The 15573-nt window shown below is 56.3% G+C and carries 13 protein-coding genes; 3 read left to right on the forward strand and 10 right to left on the reverse strand.

Annotated elements, in window-relative coordinates:
* Nucleotides 1-3 precede the first annotated feature (3 nt).
* The 10 genes from puhC to bchF are packed head-to-tail and all read right to left on the reverse strand — an operon-like array spanning nt 4 to nt 11870.
* Nucleotides 4-477, reverse strand: coding sequence for a photosynthetic complex assembly protein PuhC (gene puhC, locus AAC620_RS07400; protein ID WP_340243912.1), 474 nt, complete (start codon nt 475-477; stop codon nt 4-6).
* Nucleotides 478-490: 13 nt separating this feature from the next.
* Nucleotides 491-1129: a photosynthetic complex putative assembly protein PuhB gene (gene puhB, locus AAC620_RS07405; protein ID WP_317657114.1), complete on the reverse strand. Its 639-nt coding sequence runs from the start codon at nt 1127-1129 to the stop codon at nt 491-493.
* A gap of 30 nt (nt 1130-1159) precedes the next feature.
* The gene (gene puhA / locus AAC620_RS07410; protein WP_340243914.1) at nt 1160-1921 is read right to left on the reverse strand and encodes a photosynthetic reaction center subunit H; all 762 of its coding nucleotides are present in this window, start codon (nt 1919-1921) and stop codon (nt 1160-1162) included.
* Between the two features lie 26 nt (nt 1922-1947).
* Nucleotides 1948-3369, reverse strand: coding sequence for a PucC family protein (locus AAC620_RS07415; RefSeq protein WP_340243916.1), 1422 nt, complete (start codon nt 3367-3369; stop codon nt 1948-1950).
* A complete protein-coding gene (gene bchM / locus AAC620_RS07420) occupies nt 3366-4058 on the reverse strand; it encodes a magnesium protoporphyrin IX methyltransferase (protein WP_340243918.1) in 693 nt (230 codons plus the stop codon). The genes AAC620_RS07415 and bchM overlap by 4 nt, the downstream gene beginning before the upstream one ends.
* Nucleotides 4058-5020 carry a ferredoxin:protochlorophyllide reductase (ATP-dependent) iron-sulfur ATP-binding protein gene (gene bchL, locus AAC620_RS07425; protein WP_317657109.1) on the reverse strand — a complete coding sequence of 321 codons (963 nt, stop codon included), beginning with the start codon at nt 5018-5020 and terminating at the stop codon, nt 4058-4060. Before bchL ends, bchM begins: the two co-directional genes overlap by 1 nt.
* Nucleotides 5021-5031: 11 nt before the next feature.
* Nucleotides 5032-8592: a magnesium chelatase subunit H gene (locus AAC620_RS07430; RefSeq protein ID WP_340243920.1), complete on the reverse strand. Its 3561-nt coding sequence runs from the start codon at nt 8590-8592 to the stop codon at nt 5032-5034.
* Entirely contained in the window at nt 8582-10114 is a 1533-nt protein-coding gene (gene bchB, locus AAC620_RS07435; protein WP_340243922.1) for a ferredoxin:protochlorophyllide reductase (ATP-dependent) subunit B, read from the reverse strand. Before bchB ends, AAC620_RS07430 begins: the two co-directional genes overlap by 11 nt.
* Nucleotides 10111-11394 carry a ferredoxin:protochlorophyllide reductase (ATP-dependent) subunit N gene (locus AAC620_RS07440; protein WP_340243924.1) on the reverse strand — a complete coding sequence of 428 codons (1284 nt, stop codon included), beginning with the start codon at nt 11392-11394 and terminating at the stop codon, nt 10111-10113. The genes bchB and AAC620_RS07440 overlap by 4 nt, the downstream gene beginning before the upstream one ends.
* Entirely contained in the window at nt 11391-11870 is a 480-nt protein-coding gene (gene bchF, locus AAC620_RS07445) for a 2-vinyl bacteriochlorophyllide hydratase (protein WP_317657104.1), read from the reverse strand. Before bchF ends, AAC620_RS07440 begins: the two co-directional genes overlap by 4 nt.
* A 211-nt stretch (nt 11871-12081) precedes the next feature.
* On the opposite strand from bchF, the gene AAC620_RS07450 reads away from it, so the two are divergent.
* The 3 genes from AAC620_RS07450 (at nt 12082) to chlG (ending at nt 15571) form a co-directional block, all read left to right on the forward strand.
* Nucleotides 12082-13101, forward strand: a complete 1020-nt coding sequence (locus AAC620_RS07450) for a cobalamin B12-binding domain-containing protein (protein WP_340243926.1) — start codon at nt 12082-12084, stop codon at nt 13099-13101.
* 21 nt (nt 13102-13122) lie between these two features.
* The gene (gene ppsR / locus AAC620_RS07455; protein ID WP_340243928.1) at nt 13123-14559 is read left to right on the forward strand and encodes a transcriptional regulator PpsR; all 1437 of its coding nucleotides are present in this window, start codon (nt 13123-13125) and stop codon (nt 14557-14559) included.
* A gap of 97 nt (nt 14560-14656) precedes the next feature.
* Nucleotides 14657-15571, forward strand: a complete 915-nt coding sequence (chlG, locus tag AAC620_RS07460) for a chlorophyll synthase ChlG (RefSeq protein ID WP_340243930.1) — start codon at nt 14657-14659, stop codon at nt 15569-15571.
* Nucleotides 15572-15573 lie beyond the last annotated feature (2 nt).

Consider the following 15573-nt stretch of genomic DNA (forward strand, 5'->3'; position numbering starts at 1 on the left):
GGGTCATTCCTCCATGATGCGGGCAAAAACCCGCTCGTTATCCGCGCCAAAGCCATAAAGCTCGGTGCGGAAATCCGTCAGATCATCGCGTAGGGCGAGGCGGCCATCAGCCATCCGAACCAAACGGATTGGATCACTGCCAGATGCGCCAACAGCGCCGCGGCGGCGTTCAAGCACGCGATAAATCCCCGCGACAAAGCCACCTTCCTCTTTGCTCAAGGTGACAATCACATTGCCTTCGGTATCCATCACGCGTGCTGATCCATCCATAGAGCCGAAAATCTGGATCAGACGCTCTTCCACAACGGGCAGTTCATCCGCGGATGGGGGCATTGCCGCGAGCGGGCGATCCGTCAGCTTGGCATAGGTCACGATGACAAGAACGCTCATGCACAGCACAAACATTGCGCGCACCAGTACCTTGGGCACCATTTCGCGGTCACGTTCGACCAGTTTGTCTTCAGGGCTCATTGCCATAATCAGATCCCCCTTATTCTGCCGCAACCGCGCCACTTGGCGCAGGATCACGTTTGACAACGGGTTGGCTGACCACGGTTTCTGCCGCCTCAGACAGGATCGCAGCCACGTTTTGCGCATCAGGAATGCAACGCAACGCAGGTTGGGTGTTTTTCATCACCCATGGCCGCACATGGGGCCATGTGTTCAAATAGGACAACCGCACATTGGATGGCATCAATTCCAAGGCAATCGTGCCAGTCCCATCCTTACGCAGTCCCAAATTCGCATTGGCCACCTGACGGTAGGGCAAGTTCAACGTCATCGTCAAAGCTGCACCAATCCGCATCGCAACACGGCGGTTCGTGATGGTGTAAACCGTTGCTTTGGCTTGGACATAGGCCACACCCAAAAGCAGAACCGCCACAATCGCGCCAAGCACCAAGAAGAAGGATGCAGCAATCGCACTGTCGGCCCATGAGGTGACGGCAGCCCCAGATGTGGTGCGCCAAGCGAAGAGGAATAGGAAATATCCAACGACCCACCAGAAACTCAGCGCATCTTTCGCCAGAGCAAACCAATGGGGTGCGCCCTGCCAAAGAATTTCTTCTCCAGCAGGGGGCTTTTCGGGCAAACCACGAACAGGCTCGGTCTGAAAGTCGTCATGTGGCATGGGTCGTCCTCCTTTAGAGGTGGTAAGAAATTACAAAAGCGGGTCTGTCCGCTCTTGGGAGGCGTAGAGCGTGCCGCCACCGTAGAAGCCTGAGATTTTATCTTCCTCAAGCAAGGTCACTTGATTGGGTGACTTAGTGACAGGGACTTTGGTGAACTGCTCTGCAAAGATCGAATTGACGACAACGCGGTCAGATTTGATCTTGGCCATCTGGATCGGAACCAAGCGGGCGGTTCCGTCAGCAACTTCAACCTCAAGATACCGCACCAATTGCTCGGGCGCATCGACCCACATATCGGTCACAGTGCCTGCTGCAGCGCCATCCCCCGCGATAACCGTAAGGCCACGCGGATCACGACCCGCTGAAATGCGGTAATCGTCCATCTGCCCCATAGGGACAATTTTCGGATGACCATGGCCGTCCAATTCGGGCAGGTCACGGCGCTTTGCCCAGCTTGCAGGGCCAACACCATCAACCATTGGATCGCCAGTGGGCTCAAACGGATAGCCATTCGCAGCATTGGTCTGACGCAGGGCCAGATTGTCACGCGCTTGCACATCCTTGCCTGGAACAGTGACTTCACCGCGGCCATGCATCAGTTTGAATGTCTTTTCCTTTGGCAAAGGAAAAGGCCCCTGATTGGCGGCAACGCTGCCATCATCATTCTCCAGCGGATAGCCTTCCCGCATATTTTCAGTTTGCAGATAGTAAATCAGTAGGGCGAAGAAGATCCAAAACAGCCAAATAGACAGGCTGGCCAGATCAAAATTGCCGAAAAATGCATTTTCCATGGATTTTATCCTCCTAGGTTCGGCGGTTACGTGGGCAGGTCGGCGAGCCCGATCTTGCCGGCCTCCCCGCGCGAGTATGTGCTTTGCGTCCGCACAAGCGGGCCCAAAGCGACAAGGGTGAAAAACAGAAGCAAAATTTCAAAATGATAGACGACCGAATAGCCCGTGGCGGGGCTATTCAACGCCTCGCCCAAGCCGCCGGAGATGGCGATCTGGTTAATCGTGTCACGCAGGCCACCCCCGATTGCGATGGACAGACCTGCGGCCGTTGCCTGAGCCGCGCCCCATGCGCCAAGCGCCAAGCCACGGCCCGCACTGCCCTCGGCGGGCATGGTCATTGCGGCGGTGAGCGTTGAAACTGAAAACAAGCCGCCGCCAAAACCAATGAGGCAGGCGCCCAAGAAGAACATAAATTCAGACGCCATCGGATTTGCAAAAATCACAGCGGAAAACGCGGCAAGCCCCGCCAATATCCCGCGCGCGCCCATCCGATAAGGGTTGATGCCATCTGACAGCCAACGCGCGGCCAACGCGAAACCAACCAAGGCCCCCGCTGACCATGTCGCGGTCAAAAGCGTTGTTTTCCATACGCTCAACCCAAGGATTTCGCCGCCATAAGGTTCGAGCAAGACATCCTGCATGTTGAAGGCCATGGTGCCAAGGAACACCACAACCAAAAGCCTGCCCGCAGGGCCGCCGCGCGCAAAATCGCGCCATGCATCGCCAAAACTTGGCGCAGGCTCTTCCCGCTCGGCCTTGGTCATCGGGCGGACTTTTTCCTGCTTCCAAAGGGCAATCATATTCAGCACCAAGGTCGCAACAGCCGCGCCTTGCACGACACGGATCAGGGTCAAGCCCGAGAAATCGCGCAGCAGCCAGCCAATCACGAGGGCTGAAACCGCCATGCCCACCAAATACATGACATAGAGCAACGCCACGACCCGTGGCCGTGTGTCCTCGGTCGCGCGATCTGCAGCCAAAGCAAGCCCTGCGGTTTGGGTCATATGCATCCCCAAACCCGTCATGACAAAGGCAAGCCCCGCAAGAACCTCGCCCGCAAAGGGCACCTCGTGCACAACATCACCGCCCAAAACCAACAGGCTTGCAGGCATGATCGCGAGACCACCAAACTGCCACAGCGTGCCAAACCACAAATAAGGGATCCGCTTCCACCCCAACGCACTGCGATGGTGATCCGATTTGTGACCCAAAAAGGCACGAAACGGCGCAATCAACACAGGCAAGGCGACCATGATCGCCACCAATGTTGCAGGCAATGACAGCTCTACGATCATCACGCGGTTCAGCGTGCCCAAAAGCATGACCCCCGCCATCCCAACGGAGATCTGAAACAGGGACAAGCGTAGCAATTGTGCCAAAGGCAACGCGTCACTCGCGGCATCTGCAAAGGGCAAGAATTTGGTGGAGATGCGAGACAAGGCGCTCATTTCACATACTCCAAACAAGAGGAGATATAAAACCCGCGCGAGACCCGCGCGACCTCGGAAATCGAGCCTGTTGCGCCTGTTTGTGACGTATGATGACGCAGATATTTCGCCGTATGCGGGATCATCACAGGCGAGCGATCCGAGCGCGGGAACAATTTTCCCAAACCCCAAAAGGCCATCAAAAACGCTGTGCGCGGCGCAACTGTGAACACCACCTTACCAGAAACGCGCGGACAGAGCTGCGCCAAGGCGCGGCCCAAATCTTGCGCCTCGTAATAGATCATCGAGTCCATCGCGATCACATGATCAAAGCTGCCCAAATCAGGGGACAGCATATCGCCTGCGCGAAACTCGACCTGAGATTGCAAAGTTTCTGGAAGGCGCTTTTTCGCGATTTCAACCAAAGAGGGCGAGATATCAATCGCGACTACATATGCGCCCCGCGCAGCCAGTTCAGCGGTCATCTGCCCCGCACCACAGCCCGCATCCAAAATGCGCAATCCCGTCAAATCCTCAGGCAATTGCCCAAGCATTATCGCGCGCATTTGATCACGCCCTTCGCGCACAGTTTGGCGCACGCGCGAGACAGGCGCGTCCGAGGTCAGCCGCTCCCACGTTTTGGTAGCGGTTCTGTCGAAATATTCTTCAACACGGGCGCGGGTCGCGCCATATGTCGGCGTTGCGACCATCAATCAAACCCTAGCAATTCGAAGATACGCCGATCCTCCAAGGGTTCAGGCGCAAGTGGTTCTGTGCCAGCCCAAAGCGTTTCAGCCAAACGGATATATTCTGCACGGCATTGCACGATATCCTCATCATCGGGCATCTCGAACAATGTCTTTTTCTTGAGGCGGGAACGGCGAATGGCATCCACATCAGGCATATGGCCAATGCGGCGGAACCCGACCTCTGAACAGTAACGATCCACCTCATCGGTATCGCGCGAGCGGTTCGCGACACACCCCGCAAGGCGGACGTTGTAATTCTTGGATTTGGCCTGCACTGCCGCAATGATGCGGTTCATCGCATAAATGCTGTCAAAATCATTCGCTGTGACGATCAAGGCACGATCTGCGTGCTGCAAGGGGGCTGCAAAACCGCCGCAGACCACATCGCCCAGAACATCAAACAAGACGACATCCGTATCGTCTAACATGTGATGCTGTTTCAGCAGTTTCACTGTTTGACCCACAACATAACCGCCGCAGCCCGTGCCAGCGGGGGGGCCGCCTGCCTCGACACACATGACGCCATTGTAACCCGTGGTCACGAAATCCTCGGGGCGCAGTTCTTCGGCGTGAAAATCGACATCCTTCAAGATATCAATCACAGTCGGCTGCAAATGCCCCGTCAGGGTAAATGTGCTGTCATGTTTTGGATCACAGCCGATTTGCAAAACACGCTTGCCCAATTTGCTGAACGCGGCAGAGAGGTTTGAGGAAGTTGTGGATTTGCCAATCCCGCCCTTACCATAAACCGCAAAGACCTGCGCGCCTTCGATCTTCAGGCTTGCATCCTGATGCACCTGCACCGACCCATCCCCATCCTCGCCCTTGCGCAAAATTGGGGGGGTGGCCAGGCCCCGCTTGGCCAGTCCTTCGGCCTCTCGCGCGTTCGCGCGGGCGGCTGGGGGATTTTTATGGTCAAGCATCGTGGTCTCTCCTATTCCGCTGCAACATCCAGGCCTTCGAGTCGGTCTTCCAACTCATCGGCACTGGCCTGAAGCGCGGCCAAAGTTTCATCATCGGGCTGCCAGTAATTGCGTTCAAACGCCTCAAGAAGGCGGTTTGCCATCCGCACAGAAGCCTGCGGGTTCAGCGCCGACAAACGCCGCCGCATCTCTTCATCCAAGACAAAGGTTTCGGACAGGCGTTGATACACCCAAGGTTCGACCTGTCCTGTGGTCGCCGACCACCCAAGCGTGTTGGTCACTTGCGCTTCAATCTGGCGCACGCCTTCGTGGCCATGTTTCAACATCCCTTCGAACCATTTCGGGTTCAGACTGCGCGACCGCGTCTCAAGCGCCACTTGGTCTTGCAGGCTGCGCACGATGCCCGCACCGCGGGTTTGATCTCCGATGAACACGGGCGCATCGCTGCCTTTTGCGCGTTTAACAGCACGCGAAATGCCGCCCAAAGTGTCGAAATAGTGATCAACCGTGGTGACCCCCAATTCGACCGATTCAAGGTTCTGATAGGCCAAATCAACATCGCTTAAAGCGGCCTGAAGGAGGCTTGCGTTTTTCTTGGCTTTCCCGTCACGGCCATAAGCAAAACTTTTGCGGGCCTCATAGGCATCGGCCAGTTCGTCCTCTTCACCCCATGCGCCACTATCGACCAAGGCGTTGACATTCGACCCATAGGCCCCTTCGGCGTTTGAGAACACGCGCAAGGCAGCGTCTTCGATATCGCAGCCCATTTTCTGCGCATAATCGAGGGCATGGGCGCGGATGAAATTTTCTGCGCAAGGCTCATCCGCCGTTGCGGCCTTATAGGCCGCTTCTGCCAACATCCGTGTCTGAAGGGGAAGAAGGTCGCGGAAGATACCCGACAGCGTCATCACAACATCAATGCGCGGACGGCCCAGTTCGGTAAGCGGGATCAAATCAGCCCCGCAAAGGCGCCCATATCCATCAAATCGGGGGACAGCGCCCATCAGCGCCATCGCCTGCGCAATCGGCCCACCATCAGATTTAATGTTATCAGACCCCCAAAGAACAATCGCCACCGAACGGGGCAAATCACCCGCCGCATCAAGCAAACGCTGCGCTTGTTTCGCACCGTCCTGCATCGCAAACGCGGTGGGCATACGGAACGGATCAAAGGCGTGAATATTGCGCCCCGTTGGCAAAACATCAGGGCTGCGGATGAGGTCGCCGCCTGCAACAGGCGCGATATAGCGCGCCGATAGGGCGCGCATCAGCGCAGGCAATTCGTGATCCTCTTGCAGCAAGTGATCGACCCGATCCAACGTTTCAGGGTCTGTTTCGGCCATCACGCGCAAATGTTCCGCCCGTTCCGCATCCCCCATGGGGCGGCCCATGACATGCAAGCCGTCTGGGATCAGCGCCGTTTCCGTTTCAAGCAGGGTCAACCACAGATGATCGGGGTCGCTGCCATCCAAATCGACCGCTTCGGCCTGCATCGCAATCAGCGCGGCAAGGTCGGCGCGCTCATGCGCATCAGGAGCAAGACTGCGATAGCGCGACAGGCTATCTTTTAGCTCGGACAGGCCCTTATACAGACCCGAAGCCGCCAAAGGTGGGGTCAAATGCGTGACTGTAACGGCATTAGAGCGCCGCTTGGCCAACGTTGCCTCTGACGGGTTATTTGACGCGTAAAGATAAATATTCGGCACTTCGCCGATTAAACGATCAGGCCAATCACGCGCGCCAAGCCCCGCCTGTTTTCCAGGCATGAACTCAAGCGCGCCATGCATGCCAAAATGCAAAATCGCATCTGCCTTAAACGTATTGCGCAACCAAAGATAAAATTGCGCAAAGGCATGGGTGGGCGCAAAACCTGTCTCAAACAACAGGCGCATTGGATCACCTTCATAGCCAAAGGTGGGCTGCACACCGACAAAAACATTGCCGAAATGGGCGCCTAAAATGAACACACCGCGACCGTTTGACTGCACCTTACCAGGCGCGGGGCCCCACGCCGCTTCGATCGCGGCCAAGGGGGGCGTGTTGCGCAAGATCGTGTCTGCATCAACAATATCGGCCACATTGGCCTCTTGCCCATATTGCGCCGCGTTGCCCTTAAGAACCGCTGCGCGCAGATCATCGACCGAAGCGGGCAGATCAACCTGATAGCCTTCGGATTTCAGGGTCGAAAGCGTGTTATAGAGACTTTCAAAGACACTGAGATAGGCCGCGGTTCCCACAGCGCCCGCATTGGGCGGAAAACCGAAGAGAACAACTGAAATCCGTTTGTCACGGTTCGCTTTGCGCCGCAAAACCGCCAGACGTGCGGTTTTTTCTACCAATGACGCGATACGCTCATGGCACGGGGCCATCGCCTTTTGACAGGCACTGGCTTGGCACATATGGCTGCACCCTTGGCAACCTTCCGCACCATGGCGACCACCAAAAACAGTCGGATTTGTCGCGCCATCAATCTCGGGCAGCGCAACCAGCATCGTAGTCTCAACTGGGCCAAGCCCGCCACCTGATGCGGCCCATTGGCCCAAAGTCTGAAATTCAATCGGATGCGCGGCGATATAGGGCAAATCGAGATCGCGCAGCACCTCAACCGCCGCCGCGCTGTCATTATAGGCGGGGCCACCAATGAGGCTAAAGCCCGTCAACGACACCATCGCATCCACGCGGTCATTCGTGAAATACTCAGAAATTGCAGGACGGCCATCCAACCCACCCGCAAAGGCGGGAACCACGGCCAAACCTGCGGCCTGCATTTGACGGATCACGCCATCATAATGGGCGGTGTCAGATGCCAGAATGTAAGAGCGCATCATCAACAAGCCGACTGTCGCAATCGGATTTTCAGGCTGGGGCAAATCAGCGAGATCGGTGGTGATGCCATTATGCGGCAAGTCGGGGTGATAGAGCCCAAGTTCTGGGTAATCAATCGGCGCTTCCGCCTCTGCACCATGAAGATCAGATTGGCTGGAATAGCGACCCACCAAGAAGCGGATCATTTGCTCGACATTATCATCCGAGCCACCCAACCAATATTGCATCGTCAAAAACCATGCGCGCAAATCCTGCGCCTTGCCGGGAATAAAGCGCAGAATTTTTGGCAATCGGCGCAGCATAGTCATCTGCTTATGCCCAGAATTCGCGTTTGGTTTGGATGAACCACGCAGCTTTTTCAAAAGCTTCATCGCGCCTGAGGCGGGCTTGAGCATATCCAACTCGCCCATACGTGTCAGCGATACGACCTCTTTGGCCGAGATCACCCCAATCATCGCATCACAGGCATCACGGCGGGCCTGCAAGTCGGGCAAGATTGCGGTGATATGTTCTTCAATGAACAAAAGATTGGCGACAATGATATCGCCATGGCGCACAGCCAAACGCGCCTCTTCCAAGGCGGCGGGGTTCTCGGCCCATTCGGCACTGGCATGGACGGAGACAGACAGCCCTGGAAACTCGCCCGACAACCTTTCGCTGACGCGGGCGGCAGGGCCTGCCGCATGGCTATCCAACGTGACGATGACCACGCGATAGCCGGGGATATGATCGCCATCACCGCGCATAATGGGCCTTCGCCTCATAAAGCGTATCTACGCTGATCTCAGACATGCCGCGCTCGGCTGCGAATTTTTCGGTATTCCGCTTGGCCTTACCCCGCACAAAGAACGGGATTTTCTTCAATTCTTTTTCCGCACAAGCAAGCCAAACCATGACATCGGAGCCCGTGTCTTGTGCGCGCTCGTGAACCTCAGGCGTGGGGGCAGTGGGGGCCACAGCCTTACCCCCGTGGTGACTGGCGCCTGCGTCATCATGGAATTCGAAATCTTCGCGGAACATGGTCAGCAAATGTTCCTCAAGACCCATCACAAGGGGGTGAATCCATGTATCGAAAATGACATTTGCGCCTTCCCATCCCATTTGGGGCGAATAGCGGGCAGGGAAATCTTGCACATGAACCGGGGCCGAGATCACGGCGCAGGGGATACCCAAACGCTTGCCGATATGGCGCTCCATCTGGGTGCCAAGGATCATCTCGGGCGCAGCTTCTTCGATGGCTTGCTCAACGGCAAGATAATCGTCACTGATTAAGGCCTCTAGACCAAACTCTTTGGCCAAGGCACGGATGGGGCGGGCAAATTCGCGATTGTAGCAGCCAAGCCCAACCACCTCGAACCCCATCTCATCACGGGCGATGCGGGCGGCGGCCTGCACATGGGTCGCATCCCCGAATAGAAACACGCGCTTGCCCGTCAGATAGGTGCTATCGACTGACTTGCTCCACCAAGGTTGGCGCAGGCGGGTTGTGTCGATTTTTGGCTCTACACCGCAGATTTGAGCCAGTTCATTCACGAAATCATGGGTCGCGCCTACGCCAATCGGCACAGTTTTTGTGTAAGGTTGATCGCAGACCCGCTCAAGATGCCGTGCCGCTGCCTCGGCATGCTCAGGATACATCAGGATATTGGCATGGGCCGCGCCCAATCGCGCGATATCCTCAGGCGTTGCACCAAATGGGGCAACAACATTCACGGCAATGCCCATTTGTGCCAGAAGATGTTTGATTTCTTCAATATCGTCTCGATGCCGAAACCCAAGCGCCAAGGGGCCAAGAAGATTGACCGAAACGTCCGCACTGCGCGGCATGGGTTTGGCCAAGGCTTTTACGATTTGAAAGAACGTCTCATCGGTGCCGAAGTTTTCTTTGCGCTGATAAGACGGCAGTTCCAATGGGATCACAGGGATAGGCAGACCCATGGTTTCTGCCAAGCCACCGGGATCATCTTGGATCAATTCCGCGGTGCAAGAGGCCCCCACAATCATGGCTTGAGGCACAAACCGCTCATAGGCCGCGCGGCAGGTATCGCGGAAGATGCCCGCAGTATCTGCGCCCAAGTCGCGCCCCTCAAATGTTGTATATGTGACAGGCGGGCGGTGGTCGCGCCGCTCAATCATCGTGAATAATAAATCCGCATAGGTGTCACCTTGCGGCGCGTGCAGCACATAATGCAGACCGCGCATCGCGGTCGCGACACGCATGGCACCAACATGGGGTGGGCCTTCATATGTCCAGACGGTCAATTTCATCGCGCGGCCCCCTGCTCGAGGATCGCGCGGCGGCGCAAGGGGCGTGAAAAGAGCCCTGCCAAATCCCCCGCCTGCTCGTAAAAATGGACGGGGGTAAAGACCAACTCAATCGCCCATTTTGTGCTCAGACCTTCGGCCTCAAGGGGATTTGCCAAACCCAGACCGCAAACCGTCAAATCGGGGCGCGCAGCGCGCACGCGGTCAAGTTGGACATCAACATCCTGCCCTTCTGAAATGCGCGGCCCCTCAGGGATCAACGCCAAATCAGGGCCAACCAAGCCACGATGGATATAGGGTGCGCCGATCTCAACGGCCTCCATTCCACATTCACGGGTCAAGAACCGCGCGAGTGGGATTTCCAACTGGCTGTCGGGCATGAAGAACACGGATTTCCCACGCAAAGCCGCGCTTGCATTCTCAATGGCCTTGCGGGCGCGGGCGCGGGGGGCATCCGTAACACGGGCAAAGGTGGCATCATCTACGCCAAACTCATCGGCGATGGCGCGCAGCCATAGGGTTGTGCCCTCCTCCCCAAAGGGAAACGGCGCCGTAATCCGCCGCGCGCCGCGCCGCTCAAGTGCGGCTGTCGTGTCACCCAAAAACGGTTGGAGGCAGGCAAAGACGGTATTTTCACCAATCTCGGGCGCACCCTCAGCACGCGAGGACGGCAGAACACGGATCGGGCCAATGCCCATCTCCGACAAAAGCGTGACGGCCTGATCTTCGACCACATCGGGCAAGGCGCCAACCAAGACCAATTCCCGCGCTTGGCTTTCCTTCAGAACAGGCACCATCGCGGCAAGGCAAGCATCCTCGCCTTGGGTAAATGTGGTTTCAATCCCGCTGCCCGAATAATTCAGCACTCGCACATGGGGGGCGTGGGCGGTCGTCAAACGCTCGGCCGCGCGGGCAAGATCCAACTTGATCACCTCAGAAGGACAAGATCCCACAAGGAAAAGCTGCTTGATATCAGGACGGCGCGACAACAGCCGTGCAACCTCGCGATCCAATTCGTCATTGGCATCTGCCATGCCCGCCAAATCGGTTTCTTCGAGGATTGCTGTGCCAAAACGGGGTTCGGCAAAAATCATCACACCCGCGGCAGATTGCAAAAGATGCGCGCAGGTGCGGCTGCCGACAACGAGGAAAAACGCATCCTGCATTTTACGGTGAAGCCAAATGATGCCCGTGAGGCCGCAGAATACCTCGCGCTGTCCGCGCTCTTTGAGAACGGGCGCATCGGCGCAGCTTTGGGCCTTGATCGGTGCAGGGGTGTTCATCTGTCCCCCTCCAGCCGTGCTTGGCGCAGCTTATAAAGGAACTGCGCCGCGTTGATCACATAGGCCGCATAGGCCGCGAGCGCGATCCACATCTGCTGAACCGCAGGCACCTCTTGGATCAAAGCCGCCACATAGGCCAAATGCAATGCGATCACGAGAAAGCTGACCACATCCTCCCAAAAGAATGCGGGGGCGAAAAGATATTGGCCAAACACCACTTTTTCCCAAATCGCGCCTGTCACCATGATGGTCAAAAGCACCGCCGTTTTGGCAATGATGGAATATGTGGCGAGGTCATAGCCCGCGCCGGTGATCAAGAATCGTCCGACCAGCGCAAGCGATACAAGAAAGACAACAAATTGAATCGGCGCAAGAATCCCCTGAACCAATGTCCAGATGGTTGCGTCACGCCTTGCGCGCTCATCCACGCTGTAAAGCTTGCGTGACGGGCTTGCTGTCAGACTATCCGATGGCATTTGTCTTTGATTCCAGTCTGTCAATTAAGGAAAGGCTAGCCCTCAAAGGGCTAAAGTGTCAATTAAAACTTACAGTCTTGAACTTGACAGTCGCCAGTTTTGCAAGGGCAATGGCCCTGTGACACGAGCGCTAATTTCCCAATATTTTTTGCATCCAAGGCGCCCATCGGCGCTTTGGCGCTTGTTGACGCAAGGGAATTGTCAATTTTCTTTGACAGATGCGGTCGTTTGCGAGACACTTGCAGGCGAAACAACTGCCCTTGAGACAGGGCAGCGGTTGTGCAACACACGCGGCAGACAGATGACGGGCCGCGACTATAGCGGCCAATACAAGGAAAAAGATCGCCCCGATCTTTTAACACAGGCCAGTAAGACTGCCTTCTCTTCAGTCTTGTTGGTGGTGAGGAGCCGAATGACCCAAGACGGTGACGCTACGTCCCGCAAAGGGACGGAAAAACGCACGGCAGAAATTACTTCGCTGGCCAAGGCCGCGATTTCTGTTTTGGCGCGTCAATCAGCACCCACCCCCGAGGGCCTCGCGCGCCGCCTGGAAACCTTATCAGAGGCATTCATCTCGCCCGAAGAAGCGCATCGTCACGATGCCCTCACCAAGCTGGCCCAAGAAGGTGTCAGCATCGAGGATACCATTGACTATGTCATTCCCGCGACCGCCCGTTTGATGGGGTTCCGATGGGCCAATGACAGTTTGAGCTTTGCCGAGGTTTCCATCGGCTCGGCCCGATTGCAGGAAACAGTGCGTGGACTGACCACGCAGCAACGCCGCGAGATTGTTAAAAACCGCGGCACGATTCTATTGGTTGTTCCGTATCCTGAGCATCATACGCTCGGTGTATTTGTTGTTGCCGATCAGCTTAGACGGCGTGGTTACGATGTTCATATTTCCGTGTCTCAACACGCACGGCAGGTTGCCGAGCGGGTGAAGCGTTTTAAGTATGACATGATAGGTGTCACGGCGGCTGGGCGCAGAACGCTTGCATCCGTAAAGGATTTGGTGGAAATAATAAAGCAGAGCGTTCCTCGTATAACGCCCGTCATCGTGGGGGGGTCTATTGTAGACTCTGGCCTCGATACGGTCGGCATCACAGGGGCGGACTTCGCGACCGCTGATATCGAAGCTGCGCTTGAATTTTGTGGGCTAATAAAAACAGACGTTGAGCCCGCCGAAGCGTTGCAAGGCACTGAACGAAACGATGCGACCGAGAACAGGTAACGGAAACGGACGGAACGTCGTATGAACACGCGCGGAACAGATTTTTGGGATCAGCCCGCAGGCCCGCCTATCGCGCCTGAGCATTTTAACGATATTGTCGCGACTGCGGCGGATTTAGCGATTGTGCTAGACACATCTGGTCTTGTGCGTTCGGTTATCACCAATCCCCTGAACCCCAGTTTGGGCCGACTCGACCATTGGAAAGACCGCGATATTCGCGAATTCATGGCCGAAGATTCGCTATCCAAACTAGAGGCACAGCTCGAGGCCTATCGGGGCGGCAAGAAAAACAAAGTCGAAGCGATTGAGGTCAATCACTACGACAATGCCAGTTGGGAATTCCCAATTCGCTACACGCTCCACAAAACGGGGCGGGATGATATTATTCTCATGCTTGGCCGCGATCTGCGCCCAATTGCGGAATTGCAGCACCGCTTGGTCAAAGCACAGCTTGCCCTTGAAAAAGATTACGAAACCCACCGCGATTACGAAACGCGCTACCGCGTGATCATGGAAGCCGCGCGCGATGCACTGATTTTAGTGGATGTGAATTCTGGTCGGATCACCGACCTCAACACCGCCGCCGCGCAGGCGCTGGGTGGCACAGCTGATAGTCTAACTGGCGCCACCTTTGCCACTGAATTTGAAGGCAAACGGCGGGTTGAATTCATCGAAACCTTGGTGGCGCGTGCAGGCGACAGCATCGGTGGGCCGATGATTGTCACGACCAAGCGACAGAATAAATCTGTATCGCTTTATCCATCGCTGTTCCGTGCTGCGGGCGACAATACATTGCTCTGTCGGATTGAAGTTGATGGCACCTCTGAGGTGATCGCTGCCGAGCTGTCTGAGGCGATGGCAATCCTCTATCAACATGGTGCAGATGCGATTGTCTTTACAGATAACCATGGCACCATAAAATCTGCGAATGACGCGTTCCTTGGCCTCTGCGATGCTGCGCGGCTGAGCGATATTCGCGGGAAATCCCTCAGTGAGTTTTTGATCCGCGGCAGCGTTGACATGAAAGTGTTGATCGACAACGCCTCGCGCGCGGGGAAAATGCGGGTTTATTCCACGCGGCTTGAGGGCAGCTATGGCTCACAGCTTTCGGTCGAGATTTCTGCAACTCACATGATGGGTCAATCCATGGGCGGTTTTGCCTTTGTGATCCGTGACACATCTCGAATGGAAGTGGTGCGCGAGCCAAGCTCACCGCTTCCTGCAGGCGCGCCTGTGGGTGATGATGCGATGCGCAATGTGATGGACTTGGTGGGATCCGCACCCCTCAAGGAAATTGTCGCAGCAACCACCGATGTGGTTGAGAAAATGTGCATCGAAACCGCCGTAGAATTGACCGATAACAACCGCGTTGCAGCCGCCGAGATGTTAGGCCTGTCGCGTCAGTCACTCTATGTGAAACTGCGCAAATACGGGCTTTTGAACAAGAACGGCCAGTAAATCCCCCTTAAAACTTGGGCATCGCGCGTCTTTTAGCGCGCGCGTCAAGTATAGTTTACACTTGCCGAGTCGCTTACTGTCAGTGTAAATTGACAGTATGAGCGTAACGACCGACACGCATACCCGCCAGACCCCGCGTGCCTTTCCTGAACCACGCGCCGTCTTGACGCTCCTTAAACCCATTACATGGTTTCCCCCAATGTGGGCTTATCTTTGCGGGGCAATTTCCGCAGGAACGGCAACTTCGGGCCATTGGTTGGGCTTGGCTTTGGGTATTATCTTGGCGGGGCCGATTGTCTGCGGGATGAGCCAAGCAGCCAATGATTGGTGCGACCGTCATGTGGACGCGATCAACGAACCCTATCGCCCCATCCCTTCGGGGCGCATCCCTGGAAAATGGGGATTGTGGATTGCAATTTTCATGTCAGGCGCCGCCGCCATCATCGGGCTTGCGCTTGGCCCTTGGGGATTTGGCGCAACGCTTGTCGCGATCGCCGCTGCTTGGGCCTACTCCGCCGAGCCAGTGCGCCTGAAAAGATCTGGCATTTTGGGGCCTGGATTGGTTGGTCTGTCCTATGAAAGCTTGCCTTGGTTCACTGGCGCTGCGGTTTTATCGGCTGGTGCGCCGTCTTGGCCTATCGTGATAACGGCGCTGCTATACGGGATTGGCGCGCATGGGATCATGACGCTCAATGACTTTAAGGCCTTGGAAGGCGACCGCCAAATGGGCGTGAATTCGCTGCCCGTAACCCTTGGCCCACGCCGCGCCGCATTGGTGGCGGCATGGGTGATGGCCATTCCTCAATTCATCGTCATTCTTTTGATGTTCCACTGGGACAGGCCCTGGTTCGGCTTTTTCATAACGGCCTCGCTGTTGGCGCAAATCGCCGCGATGCAGGTTTTGATGCAAAATCCAAAAGAACGCGCGCCTTGGTATAATGCCACAGGCGTCTCGCTTTATGTCTCTGGCATGATGATCGCGGCCTTTGGCCTGCGCGGCTTGGGGGGATAGCG

This window comes from Roseobacter sp. HKCCA2468, assembly GCF_037805105.1.
Classification (GTDB): domain Bacteria; phylum Pseudomonadota; class Alphaproteobacteria; order Rhodobacterales; family Rhodobacteraceae; genus M30B80.